The organism is Flavobacterium cheongpyeongense, assembly GCF_003202435.1.
Classification (GTDB): Bacteria; Bacteroidota; Bacteroidia; order Flavobacteriales; family Flavobacteriaceae; genus Flavobacterium; species Flavobacterium cheongpyeongense.
Genome location: NZ_QJHK01000007.1, coordinates 189,248 through 211,926, shown reverse-complemented (window position 1 = coordinate 211,926; position 22,679 = coordinate 189,248). Strand labels below are relative to the sequence as shown.

Below are 22,679 nucleotides of genomic sequence, written 5' to 3'. Positions count from 1 at the left end.
GCTGTCCGAAAACAGACTTAGTCGAAAAATACTTATTTTTACCCATCGTTATTTGAATTTTGCAACTCTAAATTACGATTATTTTAGAAGCCATTAATTTGGCTTCTTTTTTTAGCGGACAACAATGTTTTAGAAAACAAAATTAGTACAGTTAATAACAAAATTTAATATATTTGTTGTTCTAAACTAGAACATAGCTAATATGTCGTTATTTTCGGACAACATCAGGGTTTTAAGGGTCAGACAAAAAATATCACAGGAGAAATTAGCAGAAAGCCTTCAGATTACAAGGGGCAGGTATGTCAAATATGAAGACGGTACTTCTGAAGCTCCGTATGAAATTTTAAAAAAAATAGCCCGCTACTATCACATGAGTATCGATTTGCTGCTTTCGGTGGACATCCGAAAAATAGACATGCAGCATTTGCTGAAACTTGAAAACAACAGATTGGTCTTACCGATTCTGGTAGATCATCAAGGGGAAAATTGTATCGAAATAGTAACTCAAAAAGTAAAAGCGGGTTATCTTAATGGATATGCAGATCCGGAATATATAGAAAACCTCCAACAAATTTCACTTCCTTTTCTGGGACCCGGTAAACACAGGGGGTTTCCGGTAGAAGGGGATTCGATGCCACCACACGAAGATGGAAGCATTATTGTAGGCCGTTATATAGAAAGGTTAGGGGATGTACAGGATGGTAAAACCTATATTCTTATTACTAAAAATGAAGGGATGGTATACAAGCGTCTTAATAAAAATAAAAAAAACGCTTTGGTTTTAGAATCAGATAATAGTTTCTATCCGAATTACGAAGTCAGGCTTTCAGACATTATAGAAATCTGGGAATACCAATGTAATATTGGACGAACAGATAAAAAACAGGAATTAAATGAAATTGAAGACCTGAAAGAATTGATTTTAGAAGTAAAGAGAGAAGTACGGGAAATACGGAATAACAAAGAGTAAAAATTTTTTAAAGTTTAAAACTTAATTTTATTTCGGGTTATTCATCTGACGGTACAGGTATAGGCTTCATAAATTTCCGGTGATAATTAGGAAATCGGATTATTTATGTGAGATTTTTATAAAAAAAACTTGATCAATAAATCATCTAATGTATTCTTGTATCGTTTATTTACCAATAATTAAAATAACTGGTTTATCAGCAAATACATGATTAAATGAACTTTATTCTACACTAATTTACCTTTATATTTAAAAAGTCAAGGCTCCGATTATAAAACTGAAGTCTTGACTTTTGAAATTATAAACTTTTGGTTTAGTGTCTTTATTTTTTATAAACATTCGAATTATTTCTATAGCCCGATTCGTTTTTATACCAATTTTTGTATTCTGCTCCGTTGCTTAAAACCCAATTAATAAATTTTAAGTGGCTTACATCGATTTTTGCTTTTTCAATTGGATATTCAAAACGACTCGCAAAATCAATTGCCCAAGGTAAGTTGTCTTTTGTTTTGTAATATTTTCCTGTTGCTTGTTGAGAATTGTCAAATGAAGTTCCAAAGTAAGATCTGTCCGCTAAATCAGTGGGGGCGTAATTTGCCAAATGGATCTCTTTACCTCTTTCCTTATTTACGATGATAAATGGGTTATAAGGGGCCATTCCAAAGGTATTGGCATCAATAGGGCTTACAAGATCTATGGTAACTTCAATAGTTTCTGAGGCAACAAATGGCTGGTCTGGTAGTGTGTTACCAGAACCGTGTTTCCATGCATTGTCGAAAACAATTATGGTTGCATTTTTTTGACCCGCCTCTGTTCCATTGCCGTTTGTTTTTATGTAGCTTTCTGTATATTTTGTTCCGTTTACGGATGCAATTTGTGATGGAGTTACGCCGGGAATGGAGAAGCCAAAACCATTTTGAAAACTTGCACCAATAGCTCTTACATTGAATTTTGCTTTCAAACTTACAACCTTATTCTGAGCATTTGTAATTCTGTTAAAATTATAATCAATCACCAGGTCATTAAAATCATAATCTCCTTTTGAAGGCCATAAATCTTCAAAAGCGAGTGTTCCAAAAATGTTGCTGCTTGGGTAAAAGTTATTAAATGCTAATTTAGGGTCGTTAGGATAATCGTCTGAACTATCGTTTATACCATCTTTATCTGTATCTATTCGATTAGCATTTACTTTTTGTATGTTGTTTATTTCAACATTTTCTATAGGGTTTGCTGTTGCATAAAAAATAGCGTCATTAAAGTCATTGTCTCCTCCGGGACGAATTAAATCTTCAAACCCAATTATGAATAAACTTCTTTTATTATCATAAAGCATTACAGTATGTTGACGATTTTTGATATCTGTCTCTGGGTTTAACTCCAGATTAGAGTACAATAAACCCAAACCTTCAGTTGATTGTCTGGTTTTGTCGTCCCACCCATTTCGCATCAGCATCCAGCCTATTACGGTGTTTTTTTCAAAAACACCCAGAGAAACTTTATCTCCAGAGTACAATCCTCCTCCAGAACCAGCAAATGATGCATTCGGAAAAATCACAAAACATTCTTTAATATCAGCGGCGGTTTTAGGCGGAAAATCTCTGTCATAAGTGTAGTATGCCAATACATTTTTATAACCGGCTCCTTCAGATAAAAACGTAATCCATACTTCAGCTTTATCTACAATCACTAAATTGTGCTGGTTATTTCCTAAAAGATATTCCGGGTGATAGGTAGGAACAGGCATATTTTCGGGTAAAGCATTGTTTACATCAATTAGAAAATCTTTCTTTATAACATCAGGTTTAGCTAATAAATTATTTGGTACTCCATTACTATTATAGGTACCTATATAGTTAATTTTGACATTTGCATTCAATTTACCGGAATGTGTTTCTTCTGGTTTTGGATAAAAGGGTTTGCTACTGGATTTTTGACTTTTTTGAGTGCTTCTTGTACCTCCAAAGGTAAAATTAACAGTACCATTATCTATTGGCACTTTCGTTTCGGGAACAAAACCAATAAAGTCAGTTTTTAAAACAACTTCCTGCATATCAGATTCTAAAGTATAGTTCACAACAAATTCTCCTTGTTCATCGGTTATACCATTGATAATTTCTTCACCATTTTCTTCTTCAAAGTCTGTCCAAACACTTACTCTAACATTAGGAACGGCATTTCCCTCATTGTCTTTTGTTCGAATGGTTATATTAGTGTCTTTAGTATTCTTCCAGTTAAATGTAGGGGAGGCTTTTAAAGTCTCAATAGTAACTTCTCCCGGATCCGTTGGGGTTTCTGCAGGATCTTTACTGCAGGAGTTAAGCAAAATAATTGATGCTACTAACAATTTCATTACTAACGAATTGGTATTCGTATGTGTATTTTTTTCTGTAGAGGTGTGATTTTTCATGGATTTTACTTTTTAAGAATAAAGAAAAGATGAATGGTAATACAAAGAAAGTATTGAAAAACATGACTTTTATAATAACTGTCACTATGATTGAGGCTGTCGGTTGATAGATTACTTTTTTAGGCTTACAAAAAATACATTTAAAATAGCTGATCACATATTAAGTACAATAATTCAGATATAAAAATACAATTTAAATAATAAAAAACCTATATAAATATTTGATTTATACTTCAATATCAATAAGTTGGTTATTTGTGTGGATCGATACATAAACAAAGAGAGCATGTTTTGTCAGTATCCAAGATTTTTAATGTCCTGGCACATGGAATTCTTAAGACTCTAAGACAGCAGTAGTGATTTATTGCTAATAGCATATTGGCATTGATACAGTAAATTTGTTACGAAGTTTAATACGCACTCTGGGTTTAAATATCTTTAAGTTGGTCATAAAAAAAAGCATGATTCTAAAAATCATGCTTTTATATTTATTATCGTTTGGTTTTGAATGCATTATATTTGCTCAAAAGTATCACCTTGTTTGATGTCACCGCTATTAAATCCCTTCTTAAACCAGTACATCCGCTGTTCAGAAGTACCATGTGTAAAGGAATCAGGTACTATGTGCCCTTGCATTTTACTTTGGATGGCATCGTCACCAACGGCATTAGCTGCGCTCAGTGCTTCTTCTATATCTCCCGTATCAAGGTTTTCCTTATTATAGTGGGTCCAGACACCGGCATAAAAATCGGCTTGTAGCTCTAAAGCAACAGATAGTTTATTGGCTTCAGCTTCACTTTTTCCTTCCTGTGCTTGGCGCATTCTGGCCGAAGTTCCCAACAATGTTTGTACATGATGTCCTATTTCGTGGGCAATAACATAGGCAATGGCAAAATCACCGCCTTTTGCGCCAAACTTTGTTCTAAGCTCCTCAAAAAAATCGAGGTCCATATAGACTTTTTGGTCGCCCGGACAATAGAAAGGACCTGATGCCGAAGAAGCACCACCGCAGGCCGTCTGCACAGATCCTCTAAACAGTACTAATTTTGGATTTTCATAAGTCATCCCGTTTTCAGCAAAAAGTTTCCCCCAGATGTCTTCATTGTCAGCAAGGATTACCCGGACAAAATCCCCCATTTCTTCATCTTCCTGACTTAAAGGAGCTGCTGACTCAGTTTGTTGACCGCCTTGTAGTTGTTGTAAAGCAGATCCTACTGTTTGGCCGGTTTCACCGCCAAAAACGTTGAGTAACAAAATAATGATACCAATAACGCCACCTCCAAGAACTGCTTTTCCGCCAGACAAACCTCTTCTGTCTTCAACATTATCACTTTGTCTTCTGCCTAACCATTTCATAAGCTGATGTGTTTTTAAGTTGATTTTAGAATTTAATCAACACGAATTTATATTTTTTTTGAACAAAAGGCTAATTAAAACAAAAAATTATTTTAACCATTCCTGTAAGATTTCTTCCACAGAGCCTTTCATGATCGGTTTTGCGACATAATCGTTCATCCCCGAGTTGATGCATTTATTTCTTTCTTCTTTTTCAGTACCTGCTGTTACTGCAATGATCGGGATTGTCTTTCCTTTTTGTGAATTTCGTATTGCGACCGTCGTTTCATAACCATTCATGACAGGCATTTGAACATCCATAAAAATAAGGTCAGGAGTGATGTTCTCAAATACCCTTAAGGCTTCATAGCCATTTTCGCACTCATGGATCGAAGCATTGCAATAGAGGTTTTTAATAATGGTTTTTAAGAGCAGCATGTTGACTTTGTTATCTTCAACTATTAAAAAAATAAATTTGCGGTTATCAGTAGTTTTGGGTGCTGGAACAGGTTTAGTGTTAAACGTATTGAAATCAGTTTTATACTTTTCATTCGTGTTTTGTTCACTTGTTTTAAGGGTCAGGTCAAAATAAAAAGTGCTTCCTACATTTATTTTACTCTTAACCTGCAGGCGACTTTCCATCAGGGCAAGTAATTGATTTGAGATGGTAAGACCCAGACCGGTTCCTCCAAATTTTCGGGTAGTAGAGCTGTCTTCTTGCGAAAAAGCCTTAAAAATTTTCTTTTTGTTTTGTTTTAAAATTCCGATACCAGTATCAACTACAGAAAATCGCATCGTGCACATAGCATCTTCTTTTTTCTCTAAAACAGAAACTGTTACAGTAATAGAACCTTTGTGTGTAAATTTCACGGCATTTGACAATAAATTGATCAGGATTTGCTTGAGTCTCACAATGTCTGTCCAGATGTATTGAGGCACGTCAGGAGCTATATTGAGTTGAAGCTGCAGTTTTTTTAAATTAGATTCATATACAATCAGGTCAAATACCTGACCTACTATTTTATTGATATCATATAAGTCAATAAATAAGTCTAATTTTCCGGCTTCAATCTTCGAAAAATCAAGGATATCATTTATAATATCTAATAATGAATTTGCCGATTGATTGATTGTAGTCATATATTTTAACTGAATTTCTTCAAGTTTCGTTTTCATCAGCAGGTCCGTAAAACCTATAATACCATTAAGCGGAGTTCTGATTTCATGCGACATATTGGCCAGAAATTCCGATTTTGATTTGTTTGCAGCTTCGGCAAGCTGTTTTGCTTTTATTGCATCTTCAGTTTGTTTTTTATTGGTAATATCAAAATAGATGCCACCCACAAATTCAATTTCATCACCCTTTTTAATAACATCGCCAAATTCCTCAATCCAGATATATTCGCCTGTTTTTCGCTTAATGCGGTAGGTATTGTGTAGGGGCTTTCCGCTCTTTAAATTTTGGAATTGATTGTCAATAACTTCATCCTTATCATCGGGATGAATGAGGGATAAAAAGGATAAGTTATTTTCAAGAAATTCAGCTTTAGAATATCCTGTAAGATTAAAAATTTGATCGTTTAGAAATATTTTTGTGGAAAACGCATCAAATTTTGATAGGTAAACAGTACCGGGAATATTGTTGGTGATCAATTTGAATTTCTCCTCACTTTCGATAATTTTAGTCTGGTTTCTGTTTCTTTCCAGGGCAGATGAAATATTATTCGCCAGGGTCTGAAAAATATAAATTTCTTCTTCAGACCATTTGTGTTCAGTATGGCAGTCATCAAATCCAATAAACCCGCTAAAAACATCCTGCACATAAACAGGCAGAATCAATATCGATTTGATATTGTGGGTTAGTAGTAAATTTTTAAAAAACGTATCTTCTAGTTGGCAGGTAAGGGTATTTAGGATTTTCTTATTTTGCGCTTTTTCAATTATTTCTTTTAAATTGTCTTCTGTGAATTTTTGAAGGATGATGTTTTTATCAGGGGTTTCTGCTTTGGACCATTTGTATTTTTGGCTGATGGTATTGGTGTCAAAATCCTTTTCATAATAGTAAATATGGTCTGCGTGCGCTACTTTTCCAATGATATTGTAAGTTTCCTGAAACATCTCTTCAATAGTTTTGCTCAGTAAGAATTTTTCGGTGCAAAGTGCTAATGCAGATAACAGTTGGCTTTTAAATTCTAATTTGCGTTCTGCCTTTAAACGCATTTGTGATGATATGGCAAGCGAGATCACGTCAGAAATTGTACGGGCGTAGTTAATGTCTTCATTATCCCATTTTCTTTTTTTATCTGTGCTCTCAAAACAAACTACCCCGGCTAGTTGTCCATTGAAAAAAATTGGGACATCCAGCATAGACAGGATATTGTTGTTTATAAAATACTCTCTTTGAAATTCGGAGGTTTCCAGTTTATTAAATACGTCGCTAGCGTTGATGACCGCGTTGTTTCTTAAGGTTTCAAAATAAATAGGATAGGAGGCTTTGTCCAGGATTTCTTTATAATAGGAATCAGAGTTGTCCTGGCTGTATAAATTTTCACAAGTGATGGTATCATCAGAATATTTCCAGAAGCTGATTCTGTTGGCTTTTGAAACAGCGGCCTCTTTGATGATAAAATCAATTACGCTTTGTATGCTGTCATAATGACTAAAATCGGTAGTAGATAATTTTTTGGTAGAACTGTTATAAGATTCGATCTTTTCAAGTCTGATTCTTTTTTCGTTTTCATTGTTTTTCAGTTCTGTGATATCTCTTGCGATACCTGCAAAACCTATCGTTTGTTCTAAATCATTTTTGCGGATAATGACCTTTTGAGAAATCCATATTGCATCACCATTTTTCTTTAAAATTGGAAACTCAATCGTGTCATGATTAAATTCTTTTTCTTCAAGGTTTTTATAAAAATCCATTACCTTTTTTCGATATTCAGGGTGAATGAAATTGGCGTGATGTTTTGATATAACTTCTTTTTCGGTGTAATGTAAAACAGAAAAGGCAAAATCATTTATAAACGTAAAATTGCCTTCGGTATCTATTTCAAAAATAATATCTGCCGCTGTCTGAATCAGGTTTTTATACTGGTCCTGCATTTTAATTTGTTCGGTAATATCTTGCCCGATACCAATAAATAAATCTTCAGAAAAACGCTTATCTTTCCATTGTATATATTTGTATTCCCCATTTTTGCATTTTAGTTTCCGGGTATATAAAACATTATCCTGATAGTTGACTAAAAATTCTTCACCAATAAAATCAGGGTCTTCAGTAAGGTTCCAGAAGCCCATTCCCATAACTTCTTCAGTTGTATACCCAAGTATTTCTGTAATTGATTCACTGCAAAAAATGAGTTCACCTTTTTTATTGCAAGCAACGGTAAGGGAGCTCCCTTTGTGGACAATTTCATTTGTAAACCTGAAATTATCACGAGTGTTTAAAAAGATAGCATATTTTATATGATTAATTACAAAAATAACCAGGCTGTACGTGAGAAGTAAAACAGAGGATTTAATCGGAATGAAATCAAAAGCCAGATTGATGATGTGAAAAATAAATATTCCCGTAGTAAAGTACCAATAAATTTTTATAGGTCTAAGGATACTATAAGAAAAATAAAAAGTAATTAAAAGAGCAATGACAGGTACAATATCATTAGGATGAATAATGATATTTCGGGCAATATGGAATGTAAATAACAAAAAGATGCAAATAAAAACGATTGAAATTCTATTTCTTAAATATTCGATCTTAATTGATAAAAAATAAAATAACAATATCGATAAACCAATTGATATATTGACATATAAAAGGCTTTCGGGTCTTATTTCAAAAATTTCATTAATGATTTCAATGACGATAATAGTAATACCGAAAAACAAAAGATAAAGCTGGTATTCTTTATGTGAAACTTCTTTTTCCTTGTTTTTTTCTATAAAAGAACCAATTTTTGCTTTAATCCTAAAAAATTGGTAAACCAGGAAGCCCATAAATACAGTCAGGCATAACTGCAGCAGGATTAATTTAGGACTATTGTAGAAAATAAGGTTAGCTTTAAGAACAAAACAATTAGCCCAAAACGATTTCAGGACACTGCCAAAGTAGGTAGGTCCTGAAATTGAAAAGTTTAAAAGACTACAGCTGAATACCATAGAATCTGAATATTGATTTTGTTGAAATTAATCTCATATTATTCAGGATCTGACTGGCCAATTGAATCGATTGAATCCGGATTTTCAATTTCCAGTATGGCACTGTAGATAGCATATTTTACAGAATAAGTAATAGGAATGGTAAATACCACACCAATACAACAGCCAATAAAGCCTATAATAGAGCCAATTCCGGCGACTATGAACAATAGGGCAATAACAAGTGGCTGCTTGCTGACGATCATAATACTTGATTTAATGGCGTCAGCTATGTTTAAATTTCCAAAAACAATAAGAGGGATTGTCATAGAAGTAAACAATGAAATTAAAATGGCAAAAATAGAGTCAATAAATGTAATTCCGATAAAGTTAAAAGCTACAGAAATAAGTCCGCTAGTTAAGCCAATCAATAAGGCAGAAGTAAACAGTCGAAAAAAATAAGGGGATTTGTAATAAGTAAAAACAGTTGAGAAATTAAACGCTTCGTCTTTGTCAGCACTGTCTGCCATTTTTAGGAAACCTGCTGTGAAAGGAGTCATAATTGCGGTTACAAAAGTTATGACAATTGTATAGATCAGTAGAGTTGTCCCTTCCGGCTGTTTGTTCTGCAAATTCTCGAAAAATTGTTTATTGAAGTGTTCTGCACCATATAAGGATACTAATATTCCTCCGCCAAGGAAAAAGCAAAGTATAGAAATAACCAGTAGGATAAGACCTGCATAAAGTGCTATTTTTTTATAATTTTCAAAAGCATGATTAAAAACATCTGAAAAATCTAGTGAATAACCGTTGTTTTTTATGTCTTCGATTTGATTAAGTATGGATTTCATATCTATTAGAATTGTTTTGTACTTTTTATGTTTAGTGAACTATTCAAACGTAAATATAGTACTTTTAATCAATTCATTTTATACTATAGGAAATAGAAGAAGATTAGTTTTTTTGTCTTTTATATCCAGTCCAATAATCTTTTAATGGCTTTTAATTTATCTTCGTACGGAGCATACCGCATAGGTAGGTCGAGCCAGTTGGCTTTTTTTACCATTGCTTTCTGATGGGAGAAAATATCAAAACTTAGTTTTCCGTGGTAGGCACCCATTCCGCTATGACCAACGCCTCCAAATGGCAATCGCTTATTCGAAAAATGAGCCACTGTATCGTTAACACAACCGCCTCCGAAAGCATAACGGGAAATCATTTTTTTTGTGAAAGAATCATTTTCGCTAAAAACATAAAATGCCAGTGGCTTCTCATACCTGCGAATTACGGCATCAATATCATTTTCAGATTCATAAACTAATATTGGTAATATCGGGCCAAAAATCTCTTCTTTCATTACCGCGCTTTCTAATTCAGGCTCGTCAATAAGAGTAGGTGAAATGTAAAAATTACTGTCATCTGATTCTCCCCCAAAGATCACTTTTTCAGAAGCAATCATACTGGTTAGCCGTACCCAGTTTTTACTATTAATAATGCGTGCATAATCAGGGGAATCTTTTATTTTTTTACCATAAGCCTGAATAATTTCTTCAATCAGAAAAGTAATAAAACTAACTTTCATGTTTTTTTGAATCAAAATATAATCAGGGGCAATACACGTTTGCCCGGCATTGATGAATTTTCCCCAGACAATACGTTTTGCAGCCAGTTTTAAATTAGCTGTTTCATCAATAATACAAGGGTTTTTGCCTCCTAACTCTAAAGTTATTGGTGTTAAATGCACTGCAGCTGCCCGAGCTACAATTTTACCTACAGAAACACTTCCGGTAAAGAAAATGTAATCCCAACGTTTTGCCAGCAGTTTGTCAGAGACTTCAACACCACCCTGAACAACTTCAACATGATTGATGTGAAATGATTTTTCTATAATTTCCGCAATTATGTCAGAAGTATTTGGAGTTAGTTCTGAGGGTTTTAAAACAACTTTATTTCCAGCTGCAACTGCAGAAATTAAAGGACATAAAGCTAGTTGAAAAGGATAATTCCAGGGAGCAATGACCAAAACGTTTCCGTATGGCTCTTTATAAATAAAATCAGTAGAAGGAAAATTTAACAGAGAGGGAAAAACACGTACCGGTTTAGCCCATTTATCAATGTTTTTGATTGTACTTTTTAACTCTGAAATAACATAATTAGTTTCTGTTAAAACGGCTTCAAATTCCGGTTTTTTAAAATCATCAAATAAGGCTTTTAAAATTAAATCCTCACTTTCCTGAATATTAAAAAGTAATTTTTTAAGCGTTTCTTTTCGGTACTTTACATCGTTTTTATAGTCCATTTTAGTGAAAACTTACATTTTGGCTATGCCAATTTAAAGGATCTAAATTAAAAAATTGACAATGAAATCATAAAATTATACGGCATTCCAGATAGTTTCATCAGGAGTTGGGGCCGTTATCGTTATGTTTTCTTTTGAAACAGGGTGCGTAAACACTAACATTCTGGCATGTAGATGAATACCTCCGTCCGGATTACTGCGGTCAGCACCATATTTTAAATCGCCTTTGATAGGAGAGCCTATCGCAGACAATTGTGCACGAATTTGATGATGCCTTCCTGTATGTAAATTAATTTCAAGGGCTGTATAATTCTGAAGTTCTTTTATAATTTTATAATCAAGGCTAGCCAGTTTGCTATCTGGAACTTCTTTTAAGTGTGCTTTTGAAGTGTTGTTTTTTTCGTTTCGTTTTAAAAAATGAACCAATTTGGAAGTGGCTTCTTCAGGTTTGTTTTTTACAATAGCCCAGTACGTTTTTTTTGTTTCACGGTTACTGAACAATTCATTCATTCGTGACAATGCTTTACTGGTTCTGGCAAAAACAACTATTCCGGTTGTAGGCCTGTCCAGACGATGAATCACACCCAAAAAAACATCACCGGGTTTATTGTACTTGTCTTTAATGTATTCTTTTACGATCTCAGATAAAGGTTTATCCCCCGTTTTATCCCCTTGTACAATATCACCAACACGTTTATTGATCACAATAATATGGTTGTCCTCATGTAGGATTTGCAGGTTAGTTTTGTTCGAAAGAATTTTCAAAATGAATCTAGATTAGTGTTTAAAATTGAGCTAAAGCTATTTTAGTATACTTAAAAAAAATCCTCCAGCCAGGCTTAATGTGATTAAGTTAAGAAATTTTCGTTCGTCACTTCGGATGGTTTAAAAATGCTATACCTTTTTAAGCTAAAGACTCGAATTGAAGGTCATGTCACTTAACGTAATAACTAAGCTAAAGCTGGAGATAATTTGTTCTTTGGGATTAAAAAAAATCAGATGTTTACTATCCGATTAATCAGAATTTTAAAAGTTAATATTGTTCCTTTTCACTAGGGAAATTCTTTGATTTCACATCAGCCGCATATTGACCAATAGCTTTTGTCATTTCTTCATATAAATTCAGATAGCGGCGAAGGAAACGCGGACTAAATTCATTGTTCATTCCTAACATATCGTGAATGACCAAAACCTGTCCGTCAACACCTCCTCCGGCACCAATTCCAATCACGGGAATCGAAATGCTTTCGGCTACTTTTTGGGCTAAATCAGCAGGTATTTTTTCAAGAACTATTGCAAAACAGCCAATTTTTTCGAGCATTTTGGCATCTTCAATCAGTTTTTCGGCTTCTTCATCTTCTTTGGCACGAACACTGTAAGTTCCAAATTTGTATATAGATTGTGGTGTTAATCCTAAATGTCCCATTACAGGAATTCCTGCATTTAATATTTTTTTGATGGATTCTTTGATTTCTTTTCCACCTTCCAGTTTCACGGCATGTCCTCCGCTTTCTTTCATGATTCTGATAGCAGAACGCAAGGCTTCTTTAGGATCAGACTGGTAACTTCCAAAAGGCAAATCTACGACAACCAGACCTCTTTCTACGGCTCTGACAACTGAAGAAGCGTGATAAATCATCTGGTCTAATGTTATTGGTAAAGTCGTTTCGTGACCCGCCATTACATTAGAAGCTGAATCTCCAACTAAAATTACGTCAACACCGGCAGTATCAACAATTTTTGCCATTGTATAATCGTAAGCCGTTAACATAGAGATTTTTTCGCCATGGCTTTTCATTTCGATTAAAGACTTTGTAGTGATTCTTTTATAATCTTTTTTTGCTACTGACATTGATACTTTTTTTTAGTTTTTTGAATAGTTTTAAAGTTGGTTTTTCTTTAAAACGAAATTTTTTTCTGCAAAATTAAGCAATATTATACTAACAATCGGCCATATTTACGGCAATTGCCAATCCGCCCTCAGATGTTTCTTTGTATTTCGAATTCATGTCTTTTGCTGTTTGCCACATGGTATTGATTACTTTGTCTAAAGGTACTTTTGCATTTTTAGAATCGGTTTCAAGTGCAAGTTCGGCTGCGTTTATGGCCTTTATGGCACCCATAGTATTTCTTTCGATGCATGGAATCTGAACCAGACCGCCAATTGGGTCACAGGTTAGTCCAAGATGATGTTCCATGGCAATTTCGGCAGCCATTAAAACCTGAGCAGGAGTACCGCCCATTAATTCGCAGAGTGCAGCAGCAGCCATTGAGGACGAAACGCCAATTTCGGCCTGACAGCCTCCCATCGCTGCTGAAATTGTAGATCCTTGTTTGAACAGACTTCCTATTTCGCCGGCCACCATCAAAAATTGTTTGATTTCTTTTTCGCCGGCATTATGGTTTTCAATTACTAAATAATACATTAAAACGGCCGGAATTACACCGGCACTTCCATTGGTAGGTGCAGTAACGACGCGACCCAAAGATGCATTTACTTCATTCACGGCAAGTGCAAAACAGCTTACCCATTTCAGGATTTGACGAAATTTTACTTCGGTTTTCCTGATTTCTTCAAGCCAGGACTGCGGATCCTTATAATTGGATAATCCAATTAAATTTTGATGCATATCAAAAGCTCTTCGGCGTACATTTAATCCTCCCGGTAAAACTCCTTCTGAGTGGCATCCGATATACATGCATTCGAGCATCGTATGCCAGATTCGCATTAACTCATTATGAATTTCTTCTTCAGAACGCATTGACTTTTCATTTTCATATACAATTTCAGAAATGTTTTTGTTTTCTTCGATGGTATATTTTAACAAATTATCTGCATTGTCAATCATAAACGGGAATGCACATTTTATAGCAATTTTATTTTTGGCATTTGTACGTTCTTCTTTAACCACAAAGCCGCCTCCGATTGAATAAAAAGTAGATTCATATTCAGAGTTATCGGTTTGATAAGCCGTAAATTTTAACCCGTTGGCATGGAAAGGAAGAAAGTCTTTGTTAAAAACAATGTCCTGAAGAAAATAAAACGGAATAATAATTTGATTACCAAGAATAAGCTCATTTTTGTTTTCGATGGTTTTGATGATTCCTGCGATGTTTTCGACAGGGATATATTCAGGATCCTGACCGCTTAAACCCAGCATTACTGCCAGATCAGTGGCGTGACCTTTCCCAGTTAACGAAAGTGAACCGTATAAGTCAACCTTCACTCTTGTAATTTCTTCTAATAGCGACTGGCTTCTTAACTCTTCTAAAAAACGTTCAGCTGCCCGCCATGGGCCAAGTGTGTGGGAACTCGATGGCCCAACCCCAATTTTAAGCATATCAAAAACAGAGATACATTCTTCCATTGTTCCAATTTTATTACACAAAGATAATTGAATAATGCAATGAAGTTTGTTTTTTATTTGTTAACGTTGCGGTTTTGTTAAAAAATGTAGTAAATTTTAATAATTTGTCAATGAACTAAAATTTAGTGTTTAATATTTAACTTTTGTAAAAACGAGGAGTGTTTTTAGGTATTTTTGTAGAGGAATATCTGTGTAGAAAAGGTATTTTTTTTACCTTAACAGCAAAAGAATAAAGAGCAAATACGAGCTTTTCTTTTTTTATACTCTGATATGAATTTTAATGATTCAATAAAACGAAAAGCAGCTAAAATTAGATTATGATAGAATTTTTCAGACACTTAATACATGAATTCAAATTACCGCTTAGTAATCCGGTGTTAATTTTTTCGTTAATACTTTTTATAATTTTATTGATTCCTATTTTACTTAAAAAAATTAATATTCCCGGAATTATTGGTTTGATTTTATCCGGTGTTGTTATTGGTCCACACGGGCTTAATATTTTGGCCAAAAGTTCTGCTGTCGATCTTTTTTCAACGATAGGATTGCTTTATATTATGTTTATTGCCGGTTTGGAACTGGATATGAATGAGTTTAAAGCCAACAGAAATAAAAGTTTATTATTTGGTTTTTTTACCTTTATTTTCCCCCTGTCTATTGGTTTTCCGGTTTGTTTTTACCTATTGCAATATGATTATAGTGCCAGTTTTTTAACAGCAAGTATGTTTGCAACTCACACTTTGGTTGCTTACCCGATTGTGAGTAAGTTAGGAATTGCCAAAAACCACGCTGTCGCTATTACAGTGGGAGGAACAATTTTGACGGATACTGCCGTTTTGATTATTCTGGCCGTGATTATGGGAAGTAGTCAGGGAAATCTGAATCAGGCTTTCTGGATAAAATTAACCGTTTCGCTGGTTATTTTTTCGGCTATCATGTTTTTGGTTATCCCGAGAATTGCAAAATGGTTCTTTAAAAAACTCGAAAGTGAAAAACATGCCCATTATATTTTTGTGCTTTCTGTTGTTTTCTTCGCAGCTTTTTTGGCAGAAGTAGCAGGAGTAGAGTCTATAATTGGGGCTTTCGTAGCGGGCTTGGCCTTAAATCCTTTAATTCCGCATTCATCAGCCTTAATGAACAGGATTGAGTTTATCGGAAATTCACTGTTTATTCCGTTTTTCCTGATTTCTGTAGGTATGCTGGTTGATATCAGTGTAATTTTAAGCGGGCCTACTGCGCTGATTGTTGCCGGAACTTTGAGTGTAGTGGCTATTTTTGGAAAATGGATCGCTGCATTTTTTACCCAAATTGTTTTTAAATATACCAGAACCGAAAGACAACTAATTTTCGGATTAAGCAGTGCACATGCCGCAGCAACCCTGGCCGTAATTTTGGTTGGGTTTAAAGCAAAAATACTGGATGAAAACATATTAAACGGAACCATTATCTTAATATTAATTACCTGTATTGTTGCTTCTTTTGCTACTGAAAAGGCAGCTAAAAAGATCGCTATCTGCGAGGAAGAAGTTTCTCCGCAGGATGCCGGCAAGGATCAGATTTTTGATGAACACATTTTGATCCCTTTGGCAAAAACATCGGCTACAGAACCTTTATTAGATTTTGCACTTTTAATAAAAGATAAAAAATCTTCCAATCCGGTTACATTACTGACTATTGTTCCTAATAACGACCAGGCTGAAATTAATATTTTAAAATATCAAAAAGCAGTAGATAAGTTTGTTATTCAGGGCTCAGCTTCTGAAATAAAAATTAATACAATTGCCAGAATTGACCATAATCCGGCTAGTGGAATTGCACGGACTTCTAAAGAAATCATGTCGGATATTGTGATTATTGGCTGGCCACGAAAAACAGGATTCCTGGACAAAATTTTCGGAGAAAATGTAGATTCGATCATTAATAACGTAGATAAAAATCTGTTTATCTGTCGGTTTCAAAAACCTTTTGTAGAAGAGAAGAGACTGGTTTTTATTTGTCCGCCTTTTTCTGAAAGAGGAATTGGTTTTTCACCACTCATCCAGAAGATTTGCAGATTATCGCAGGAATTGAGTACTCAGATTGTAATTTATGGCGAATATAAAACGCATCAGGCAATTCAGCAAATAGTGAATAATCTTAAACTCAATTCAAAGTTAGGCTTTAAAAGTATTCTTGACTGGGAAGATTTTGATGCAATATCAGATGAAATTAAACCAACCGATTTGATTGTGTTTAATTTATCGAGAAAAGGATCTGTTTCCTATCAGACTATCTTTGATAAACTGCCCCAGAAATTTGAAAAATCATTCACCGGAAATAATCTGATTCTGGTTTACCCTCAGGATGACCGAAAAGAGAGTGCAATGGATGCTTATGAAGATTTTATGGCAACACCATTAACAAAAGGTATTGAAGCGATAGAACAGATTAGTAAAGGTTTGGGGAATATTTTGAAGAAAGGGTAGGGATTTCAGGTTTTAATTATGAACAAACAATGCAATATTATATTGAAATTGGAAGGTCATTTACAGCTTTTCTTATCTGACTTGGCAGAGGCATGTTTTTTATCAATGATTTATCGTAAATAAAAATCACATAAGCTTACAGTATTTTTTTTACGCTGATACCAGTCATTAAAGGCCAATTCTATTTTATCAACCTTAAATTTTCCAAAATTGTAGTTTCTGTATTTTTCTGTTATCTCGATTAATTTTTTAGGATTTTCTAATTTTTGTTGAAATCGCATAATCGTAGAATGGGATGTAGTTATAGTGTAACGGCTGTCTATGCTTTGTGTAAGAGAAGAATTTTTGAATTTTTCACGTAGTTTGTTACGCAAAATTTCTAATGTATTATCAGTTGAAAATCCCTGAAGCATAATGGTAGAAGGCGACAAAGTAACACCACGAAAATCAATTTCTATTGTATTTACATCTACCAGGCTTTTTTCGATGATTTCAACATATTCATGCATTGAAAATTGATCTAATGTAAAACCATCGTTACACGAAATAATGGATAAAACTGTTATATGAATATCAGAGTTTGGATAATAGTACTGCTCCGGTTCTGTTTTTTTTAATTCATCCAGAAATCCTCGGATATTAGCTTTTATTTCTTCACAGGGGCGAACAAGTAAAGTAATGCCAAATCGCTTGTCTGAGCCTGAATTAATTTGAGTGTCGATAGAATAATTTTCAGATAAAATGAGTTCTGATGATGTTTTGAAAAGTTCGTTGTAATGTCCGGATAAATTCATATTTATTTTTTTACTTTTTGAAGATTTTCCTGTACTCTGAATTTTACAATTTTGGTAATTAAATCAAATTTAAAAGTCTGATTTAAAAGTACTTGTGTAGATCTTTTTCCTGGTTTATATTTTGAAAGTACTTCTTTAAAATTTTCAGGGCATAAAGACCTATATGGTTTTTAAATGTGGCAAAATAAACAACGATTCTTTTTTGTTCAAAAGCCGGCATTGAATAACTGATTTTTTCTTTGGCATCAGGGGCTGCTTTATGAATTACGAGTCTTATTTTTTCTAATATCTCCTGTACAGCATTAGAAAAATGACCAATGTACGAATTAATATTTGCAGGTTTGGGAGTAGGGGCTACTGGCATGACACTTTATTTTAAATGATTAACTGACACCTTTTGGAAACCGGTCCAATACTAAATTCAATTCGAGCTGGTGTTCTAAAAAAGCTTTGGCTCCCGCCAAAACCAGTGTAAAGCCTTCAGTAGCATTTCGAACTTCAGAAAGTATTGTGTCAGTATCGCCTTTAAAATTAGAATTGGTAATGCTTACAAAAGTTTCTTTTTCGTTCAGTGGGGTAAAAAACCATTCTACAAGGGTTTCTTCTCCCCTGTTTCCCCATTCAATTACGATTCTTTTGTCTGTTTCTACGATTTTGGTGAAAACCGTCAGTGAAAAACCATACATCTCCCATGTCCATTCAGCCGATTTTCCTTCTTCTAATTTTTCAGATCCCTTAGTAAACCAAAATTTGCGGGTAATTTCAGGGTTTATAAAAGCCTCAAAAACTTCTGAAACGGGTTTTCTTATCAGCATTTCGGCTTTTGCAAAATGATTATTTACTATTGCCATATCTACAGATTTTGAATGTTATTTACTGCTGTTAAAAGGTATGTTATTGAAAATTGCGATTTGGAACTGATTACGACCTGTTTTTTCCTGAATTTGTCTCATAAAACCAGTTTCAACCCTGAAATTTTTATTGATTACATATCCTAATGCGCCATACAGACGATCCCTGTCAAAAGTGGGGGATTCTGTGTTGAGAAAAATTTCATTATAAGCAGAAAAATAAAAGGCTTTATCTTCCATTTTTGGCTTAGTTAAGGGAATGTTCAAAGCTAAAAAGTAACGAAAACGCATTTGAAAGTCATCTTTTAAAAAACGTTCTTCTACACGATAACGGTGCTGCAGATAAAACCGTCCAAAATTTTGGCGGGTTATAAACTGCTGGTAAATTCGATGTTCATTATTTTCTGTTTTGTCATCTGTTCCCGGTATGTAATTATGCGAATTAATAAAACCGTAACCCAATAAAATATTGTTGTTGTTTTCAGTAAGGTTGTATCCAATTCCTGTTCTTAATAATATTTGTTGTGTATCGCCGGCAAAATTATAATTGCGATATTGTATTTCATTATGCCAGTTCCATTTTTTATTGATGGCCTGATTTCCAAAATAAATAAACCAGTTTCCGGTATCAGTATCCTGTCCGTTTGTAAAATTTATGGATAAGAAGATAAGGGCTATTAAAAGGTAATGGGCTTTTAAATGTTTCATTTTGGATAGCAGGGTTTCAGTCTTTGTTGGAATCACAAGATAAGAAAGTTATTCGTGAAATTATGTTAAAAACAGAAAAGCAGGTTGTGAAAAAAGACTAAAGTTCTCTTTGCTCAATCCATTTACCAACTGTTGGTGCTTTATAATTATTCATTTTCTCCAGTAAATCAGCAATGTTGTCGCTTACTAAAAGCATTTGTTGATTGACTTCTTTCAATAAACCTTTGTTTACCATTACTTCAGTTAATTGAATAAGAGAATCATAAAAGCCATTACTGTTCAAAATAGCGATTGGTTTTTTATGAAGCCCCAATTGAGCCCAGGTCAGCATTTCGAAAAGTTCTTCCAGAGTTCCAAAACCTCCTGGAAGCGCAATAACGCCATCGCATAAATCGTTCATTTTGGTTTTTCTTTCATGCATGCTTTCTACCAGAATTAACTCTGTTAAACCCAAATGGGCAATTTCTTTTGATCTTAAAAAATTTGGCAAAACACCAATTACTTTTCCACCGTTATTTAAAACACCATCTGCAACAGCACCCATCAGACCTACATTGGCTCCGCCATAAACCAGTTCTATGTTTTGTTTTGCCAGTGTTTGACCAAGTAAGGCTGCCTGTTCTTTGTAAATTTCATCATTCCCAAAACTGGATCCGCAGAAGACTGTTATTCTTTTCATTTTCTTGTTTAAGTGTTATAATTCTGAGCTAAGAATTGCAGATACCTGCATTTATATATATTTACTAATGACTATCAAACTTTAACCAGTTCATATTCAAAATGTGGCAAATTCAATCCGTTAAGAAGAAAAATTATTTCATTTATTTTTACGGCACCTAATTTTAAAACAGCTTTTTGTGAACGAAAATTTTCTGTACCAATATGAAAAATTATTGTATTTACTCTTTGAAAAGCATAGTCAATCAGTAGTTCTTTCGCAGATCGATTGTAAGGTCCGCCCCAAAACTTTCTTCCAATAAAGGTGAAACCAATTCCAATATTTGATTTCTCCGGATTATAATCATAAAATCGGGTAGTGCCGATAACTTCGCCTGTACTTTTATCTAAGATTAAAAAAGCACTTTTTGAACTTAGGGCTCCATCAAAAAAAGATTTAAAAACATCTTTTTGGTATCGGTCTTTTATCGGATGTTGTTCCCATATTAAAGGATCAGATGCGACTTCATAAAGTGCCTCAAAATGATCTTCCTGAAGTGGAATTAATCTTAGGATTTCATTTTCTAAAAAATCAGGCTGCAGGTTGAAGTCTGGTTTCATTATTTTATAAAATTTGGTTAGTAATATTTTTTTATCTGAACGCAGGAAACATTTTCCATCTTCACTTCTGTACCTGTTTTTTGGAGCAGTCCTGTTATTGGATTTCTTTTAAAAACAATTACGTTTCCTGAAATTACATTTGTAGCAACCAGGAATTTTCCGCTTTCATCAATAGCAAAAATTCGTGGATGGTCTCCAAAAGTCGATTGATAGCCTATGTTTTTTAGAAAACCATTTTCAGAAATAGAAAAAACAGCAATATTATTTTCTTTTCCCCGGTTTGAAGCGTATAGGAATTTTCCATCGGGTGAAATGTGAATATCTGAACTTTCAAAACCCTCTTTGATTTCATCAGCGTGGGTATTAATTCTCTGGATTTGCTGTAAGATCCCATTTTTATAGGTATAGACACTTATTGATCCTGACATTTCTTCAATGCAATACCCAAATTTTTGATTGGGATGAAACGTAAAATGTCTGGGACCGGCTTCTAAATCTGTTTTTGTAAAAGGGATTTGTGTTTCTGTTAAAGGTTTTTTCTGATTTTCGTCAAAAGCATAGCTGCGAATTTTATCAGCACCTAAATCTGGCAAAAAAAGAACATCAAATTCAGGAGAAAATACGGCTGAGTGAACATGTGATCTCGTTTGTCTTTCTTTGTGAATGCTTCTGTCTGAGTAATGAATATTCTGTGCCATCGAATCGATTATTCCGTTTTCCAAAAGAGGATGAACAGCAACACTTCCATCAGTATAATTAGCATTTACAAGCCATTTGCCATTTTTATGAACCGAAATATAAACCGGATTTTCGCCTCCACTGGTTTGTTTGTTCAAAAAAGTCAGGGTTTTATTTTTAGGATTAAATTCAAAACTGCTTATACTCCCTGCGTTTGGTGTTTTTGTATCCGTACAGGCATAAATATACTTTCCGTTTGGGGAAATGGTCAGGTATGATGGATTGATAACATTTGTTGTTGAAGCAACTTTGGTTAATCTGCCTTCACTATCCAATTGATACACCTGAATAGATTCTGCTTCTTTATCCCTGTTATAAGAACCCAAAAATACGTAAGTGTTTTGTGAGAATATATGAAATGAAGCCAGAAAGGCAATTGTAAAAAAAATAGTTTTTAGGTTCATTCTTTTTGAGTTTCGGTTTATGTTCAATCTTGTCATCCGGTCTTTAGGAGAAATCACACTGGTAAATCGTTAAAGATCCGCTTGCAATTAGTGGTGTTTCCCGTATAATTGTTTTAGCTTGTTCGTTATTAATCAGATTTCTTTCGTCTAAATGATAATGCGCTATCCTGTAATTTGATATTACACAAATTTATGATTCTGCTCCTTCATTTAAGATTGTTAATTTTGGTGTTTTTTAAATTATTTTGGCTGAAGCAAATTATAAAAAAAACTTTTTTTGTTTTTAAAAAATCCCATTTTCATTCATAGTTTTATTCGGGATAGGCTGCCCTAAATCCCAAAGCTCAACAATTTTATCAGATTCAAACCGAAAAATATGAACTACTGCCGTGCCTAAATCGGCTGAGTTTTGTCTAACGTGAGAATGAACTGCGACCAGATCGCCATCCCTTAAAATATGATGAATTTCAAAAATCTTATTCGGATTGGTTCTTGCAGATTCTTCCATGGCCAGCATCAGTGTATTGGCATCACCTTTAAAATAGGCATTATGATGTTTGAAATTTTTGCCGGTATACAATCGAAAAGCTTCGTGAGAATGTCCAGTTGCAGCGAGTTTCAGGAAGTTTCTGGCTATGGATTTCTTATTCATGGTATACGACTTTAAAAAAGAAATCTAAGTTATGAAATTAAAGTGTTTGTTCTTTTATTTATCCGGTTAAAATCAGCAATTCGAGGACATTTTTCAAAAGGATTCCGCATCTGATTCAGAAATTACATTAACTATTTCTGAGGTATTCAAAAAACTCGCTGGTGAATCAGAGAACAGATTTGTAGTTTATCTTGCCTAGGAATTTTGTCATGATACTGAATTAAGGGTAGCCAAAGTTCAAATTTCTGTGAAAACTGATTTAAGGGTTAGGGA

Annotated in this window: 18 protein-coding genes; 2 read left to right on the top strand and 16 right to left on the bottom strand. The window is 34.1% G+C overall.

Annotation, left to right across the window (positions count from 1 at the left end; translation table 11 throughout):
* The first annotated feature begins 202 nt into the window (after nucleotides 1-202).
* On the top strand, nucleotides 203-970 hold the full coding sequence (locus tag DMB65_RS10535; RefSeq protein WP_110306607.1) for an XRE family transcriptional regulator: 768 nt from the start codon (nucleotides 203-205) through the stop codon (nucleotides 968-970).
* A gap of 322 nt (nucleotides 971-1,292) precedes the next feature.
* Here DMB65_RS10535 and DMB65_RS10530 read toward each other — a convergent pair whose 3' ends face one another.
* From DMB65_RS10530 to DMB65_RS10495, 8 genes are all read right to left on the bottom strand, one after another.
* The gene (locus DMB65_RS10530; RefSeq protein WP_110306606.1) at nucleotides 1,293-3,377 is read right to left on the bottom strand and encodes an LruC domain-containing protein; all 2,085 of its coding nucleotides are present in this window, start codon (nucleotides 3,375-3,377) and stop codon (nucleotides 1,293-1,295) included.
* A gap of 513 nt (nucleotides 3,378-3,890) precedes the next feature.
* Entirely contained in the window at nucleotides 3,891-4,733 is an 843-nt protein-coding gene (gene ypfJ, locus DMB65_RS10525) for a KPN_02809 family neutral zinc metallopeptidase (protein ID WP_110306605.1), read from the bottom strand.
* Nucleotides 4,734-4,820: 87 nt separating this feature from the next.
* Nucleotides 4,821-8,870, bottom strand: coding sequence for a PAS domain S-box protein (locus DMB65_RS10520; protein ID WP_110306604.1), 4,050 nt, complete (start codon nucleotides 8,868-8,870; stop codon nucleotides 4,821-4,823).
* Nucleotides 8,871-8,908: 38 nt separating this feature from the next.
* A complete protein-coding gene (locus DMB65_RS10515) occupies nucleotides 8,909-9,700 on the bottom strand; it encodes a hypothetical protein (protein ID WP_110306603.1) in 792 nt (263 codons plus the stop codon).
* Nucleotides 9,701-9,819: 119 nt separating this feature from the next.
* Nucleotides 9,820-11,148, bottom strand: coding sequence for an aldehyde dehydrogenase (locus tag DMB65_RS10510; protein ID WP_110306602.1), 1,329 nt, complete (start codon nucleotides 11,146-11,148; stop codon nucleotides 9,820-9,822).
* Between the two features lie 75 nt (nucleotides 11,149-11,223).
* Nucleotides 11,224-11,913: an RluA family pseudouridine synthase gene (locus DMB65_RS10505; protein WP_110306601.1), complete on the bottom strand. Its 690-nt coding sequence runs from the start codon at nucleotides 11,911-11,913 to the stop codon at nucleotides 11,224-11,226.
* A 268-nt stretch (nucleotides 11,914-12,181) separates the two neighbouring features.
* Entirely contained in the window at nucleotides 12,182-13,000 is an 819-nt protein-coding gene (panB, locus tag DMB65_RS10500) for a 3-methyl-2-oxobutanoate hydroxymethyltransferase (protein ID WP_110306600.1), read from the bottom strand.
* Between the two features lie 88 nt (nucleotides 13,001-13,088).
* Nucleotides 13,089-14,516 (bottom strand): L-serine ammonia-lyase, encoded by a 1,428-nt coding sequence (locus tag DMB65_RS10495; RefSeq protein ID WP_110306599.1) that lies wholly within the window; start codon nucleotides 14,514-14,516, stop codon nucleotides 13,089-13,091.
* Nucleotides 14,517-14,833: 317 nt separating this feature from the next.
* Between DMB65_RS10495 and DMB65_RS10490 the strand changes: the two genes are divergently transcribed.
* On the top strand, nucleotides 14,834-16,981 hold the full coding sequence (locus DMB65_RS10490) for a cation:proton antiporter (protein ID WP_110306598.1): 2,148 nt from the start codon (nucleotides 14,834-14,836) through the stop codon (nucleotides 16,979-16,981).
* A gap of 110 nt (nucleotides 16,982-17,091) precedes the next feature.
* Here DMB65_RS10490 and DMB65_RS10485 read toward each other — a convergent pair whose 3' ends face one another.
* The 8 genes from DMB65_RS10485 to DMB65_RS10450 form a co-directional block, all read right to left on the bottom strand.
* On the bottom strand, nucleotides 17,092-17,775 hold the full coding sequence (locus tag DMB65_RS10485; protein ID WP_110306597.1) for a 2'-5' RNA ligase family protein: 684 nt from the start codon (nucleotides 17,773-17,775) through the stop codon (nucleotides 17,092-17,094).
* 82 nt (nucleotides 17,776-17,857) lie between these two features.
* Entirely contained in the window at nucleotides 17,858-18,139 is a 282-nt protein-coding gene (locus DMB65_RS10480; protein WP_230470642.1) for an iron chaperone, read from the bottom strand.
* 19 nt (nucleotides 18,140-18,158) lie between these two features.
* The gene (locus tag DMB65_RS10475) at nucleotides 18,159-18,626 is read right to left on the bottom strand and encodes an SRPBCC family protein (protein ID WP_110306596.1); all 468 of its coding nucleotides are present in this window, start codon (nucleotides 18,624-18,626) and stop codon (nucleotides 18,159-18,161) included.
* A gap of 18 nt (nucleotides 18,627-18,644) precedes the next feature.
* Complete coding sequence (locus DMB65_RS10470) at nucleotides 18,645-19,334, bottom strand: DUF2490 domain-containing protein (protein WP_110306595.1); 690 nt, start codon at nucleotides 19,332-19,334, stop codon at nucleotides 18,645-18,647.
* Between the two features lie 97 nt (nucleotides 19,335-19,431).
* Complete coding sequence (locus DMB65_RS10465) at nucleotides 19,432-20,013, bottom strand: LOG family protein (protein WP_110306594.1); 582 nt, start codon at nucleotides 20,011-20,013, stop codon at nucleotides 19,432-19,434.
* A 74-nt stretch (nucleotides 20,014-20,087) separates the two neighbouring features.
* Complete coding sequence (locus tag DMB65_RS10460; protein ID WP_110306593.1) at nucleotides 20,088-20,612, bottom strand: GNAT family N-acetyltransferase; 525 nt, start codon at nucleotides 20,610-20,612, stop codon at nucleotides 20,088-20,090.
* Between the two features lie 17 nt (nucleotides 20,613-20,629).
* Nucleotides 20,630-21,754: a lactonase family protein gene (locus DMB65_RS10455; RefSeq protein WP_110306592.1), complete on the bottom strand. Its 1,125-nt coding sequence runs from the start codon at nucleotides 21,752-21,754 to the stop codon at nucleotides 20,630-20,632.
* 283 nt (nucleotides 21,755-22,037) lie between these two features.
* The gene (locus DMB65_RS10450; protein ID WP_110306591.1) at nucleotides 22,038-22,406 is read right to left on the bottom strand and encodes a nuclear transport factor 2 family protein; all 369 of its coding nucleotides are present in this window, start codon (nucleotides 22,404-22,406) and stop codon (nucleotides 22,038-22,040) included.
* Nucleotides 22,407-22,679 lie beyond the last annotated feature (273 nt).

Coding starts and splice junctions, on each gene's coding strand:
- DMB65_RS10535 (WP_110306607.1), top strand. CDS start 203: ATGTCGTTATTTTCGGACAACATCAGGGTTTTAAGGGTCAGACAAAAA.
- DMB65_RS10530 (WP_110306606.1), bottom strand. CDS start 3,377: ATGAAAAATCACACCTCTACAGAAAAAAATACACATACGAATACCAAT.
- ypfJ (WP_110306605.1), bottom strand. CDS start 4,733: ATGAAATGGTTAGGCAGAAGACAAAGTGATAATGTTGAAGACAGAAGA.
- DMB65_RS10520 (WP_110306604.1), bottom strand. CDS start 8,870: ATGGTATTCAGCTGTAGTCTTTTAAACTTTTCAATTTCAGGACCTACC.
- DMB65_RS10515 (WP_110306603.1), bottom strand. CDS start 9,700: ATGAAATCCATACTTAATCAAATCGAAGACATAAAAAACAACGGTTAT.
- DMB65_RS10510 (WP_110306602.1), bottom strand. CDS start 11,148: ATGGACTATAAAAACGATGTAAAGTACCGAAAAGAAACGCTTAAAAAA.
- panB (WP_110306600.1), bottom strand. CDS start 13,000: ATGTCAGTAGCAAAAAAAGATTATAAAAGAATCACTACAAAGTCTTTA.
- DMB65_RS10495 (WP_110306599.1), bottom strand. CDS start 14,516: ATGGAAGAATGTATCTCTGTTTTTGATATGCTTAAAATTGGGGTTGGG.
- DMB65_RS10490 (WP_110306598.1), top strand. CDS start 14,834: ATGATAGAATTTTTCAGACACTTAATACATGAATTCAAATTACCGCTT.
- DMB65_RS10485 (WP_110306597.1), bottom strand. CDS start 17,775: ATGAATTTATCCGGACATTACAACGAACTTTTCAAAACATCATCAGAA.
- DMB65_RS10480 (WP_230470642.1), bottom strand. CDS start 18,139: ATGCCAGTAGCCCCTACTCCCAAACCTGCAAATATTAATTCGTACATT.
- DMB65_RS10475 (WP_110306596.1), bottom strand. CDS start 18,626: ATGGCAATAGTAAATAATCATTTTGCAAAAGCCGAAATGCTGATAAGA.
- DMB65_RS10470 (WP_110306595.1), bottom strand. CDS start 19,334: ATGAAACATTTAAAAGCCCATTACCTTTTAATAGCCCTTATCTTCTTA.
- DMB65_RS10465 (WP_110306594.1), bottom strand. CDS start 20,013: ATGAAAAGAATAACAGTCTTCTGCGGATCCAGTTTTGGGAATGATGAA.
- DMB65_RS10460 (WP_110306593.1), bottom strand. CDS start 20,612: ATGAAACCAGACTTCAACCTGCAGCCTGATTTTTTAGAAAATGAAATC.
- DMB65_RS10455 (WP_110306592.1), bottom strand. CDS start 21,754: ATGAACCTAAAAACTATTTTTTTTACAATTGCCTTTCTGGCTTCATTT.
- DMB65_RS10450 (WP_110306591.1), bottom strand. CDS start 22,406: ATGAATAAGAAATCCATAGCCAGAAACTTCCTGAAACTCGCTGCAACT.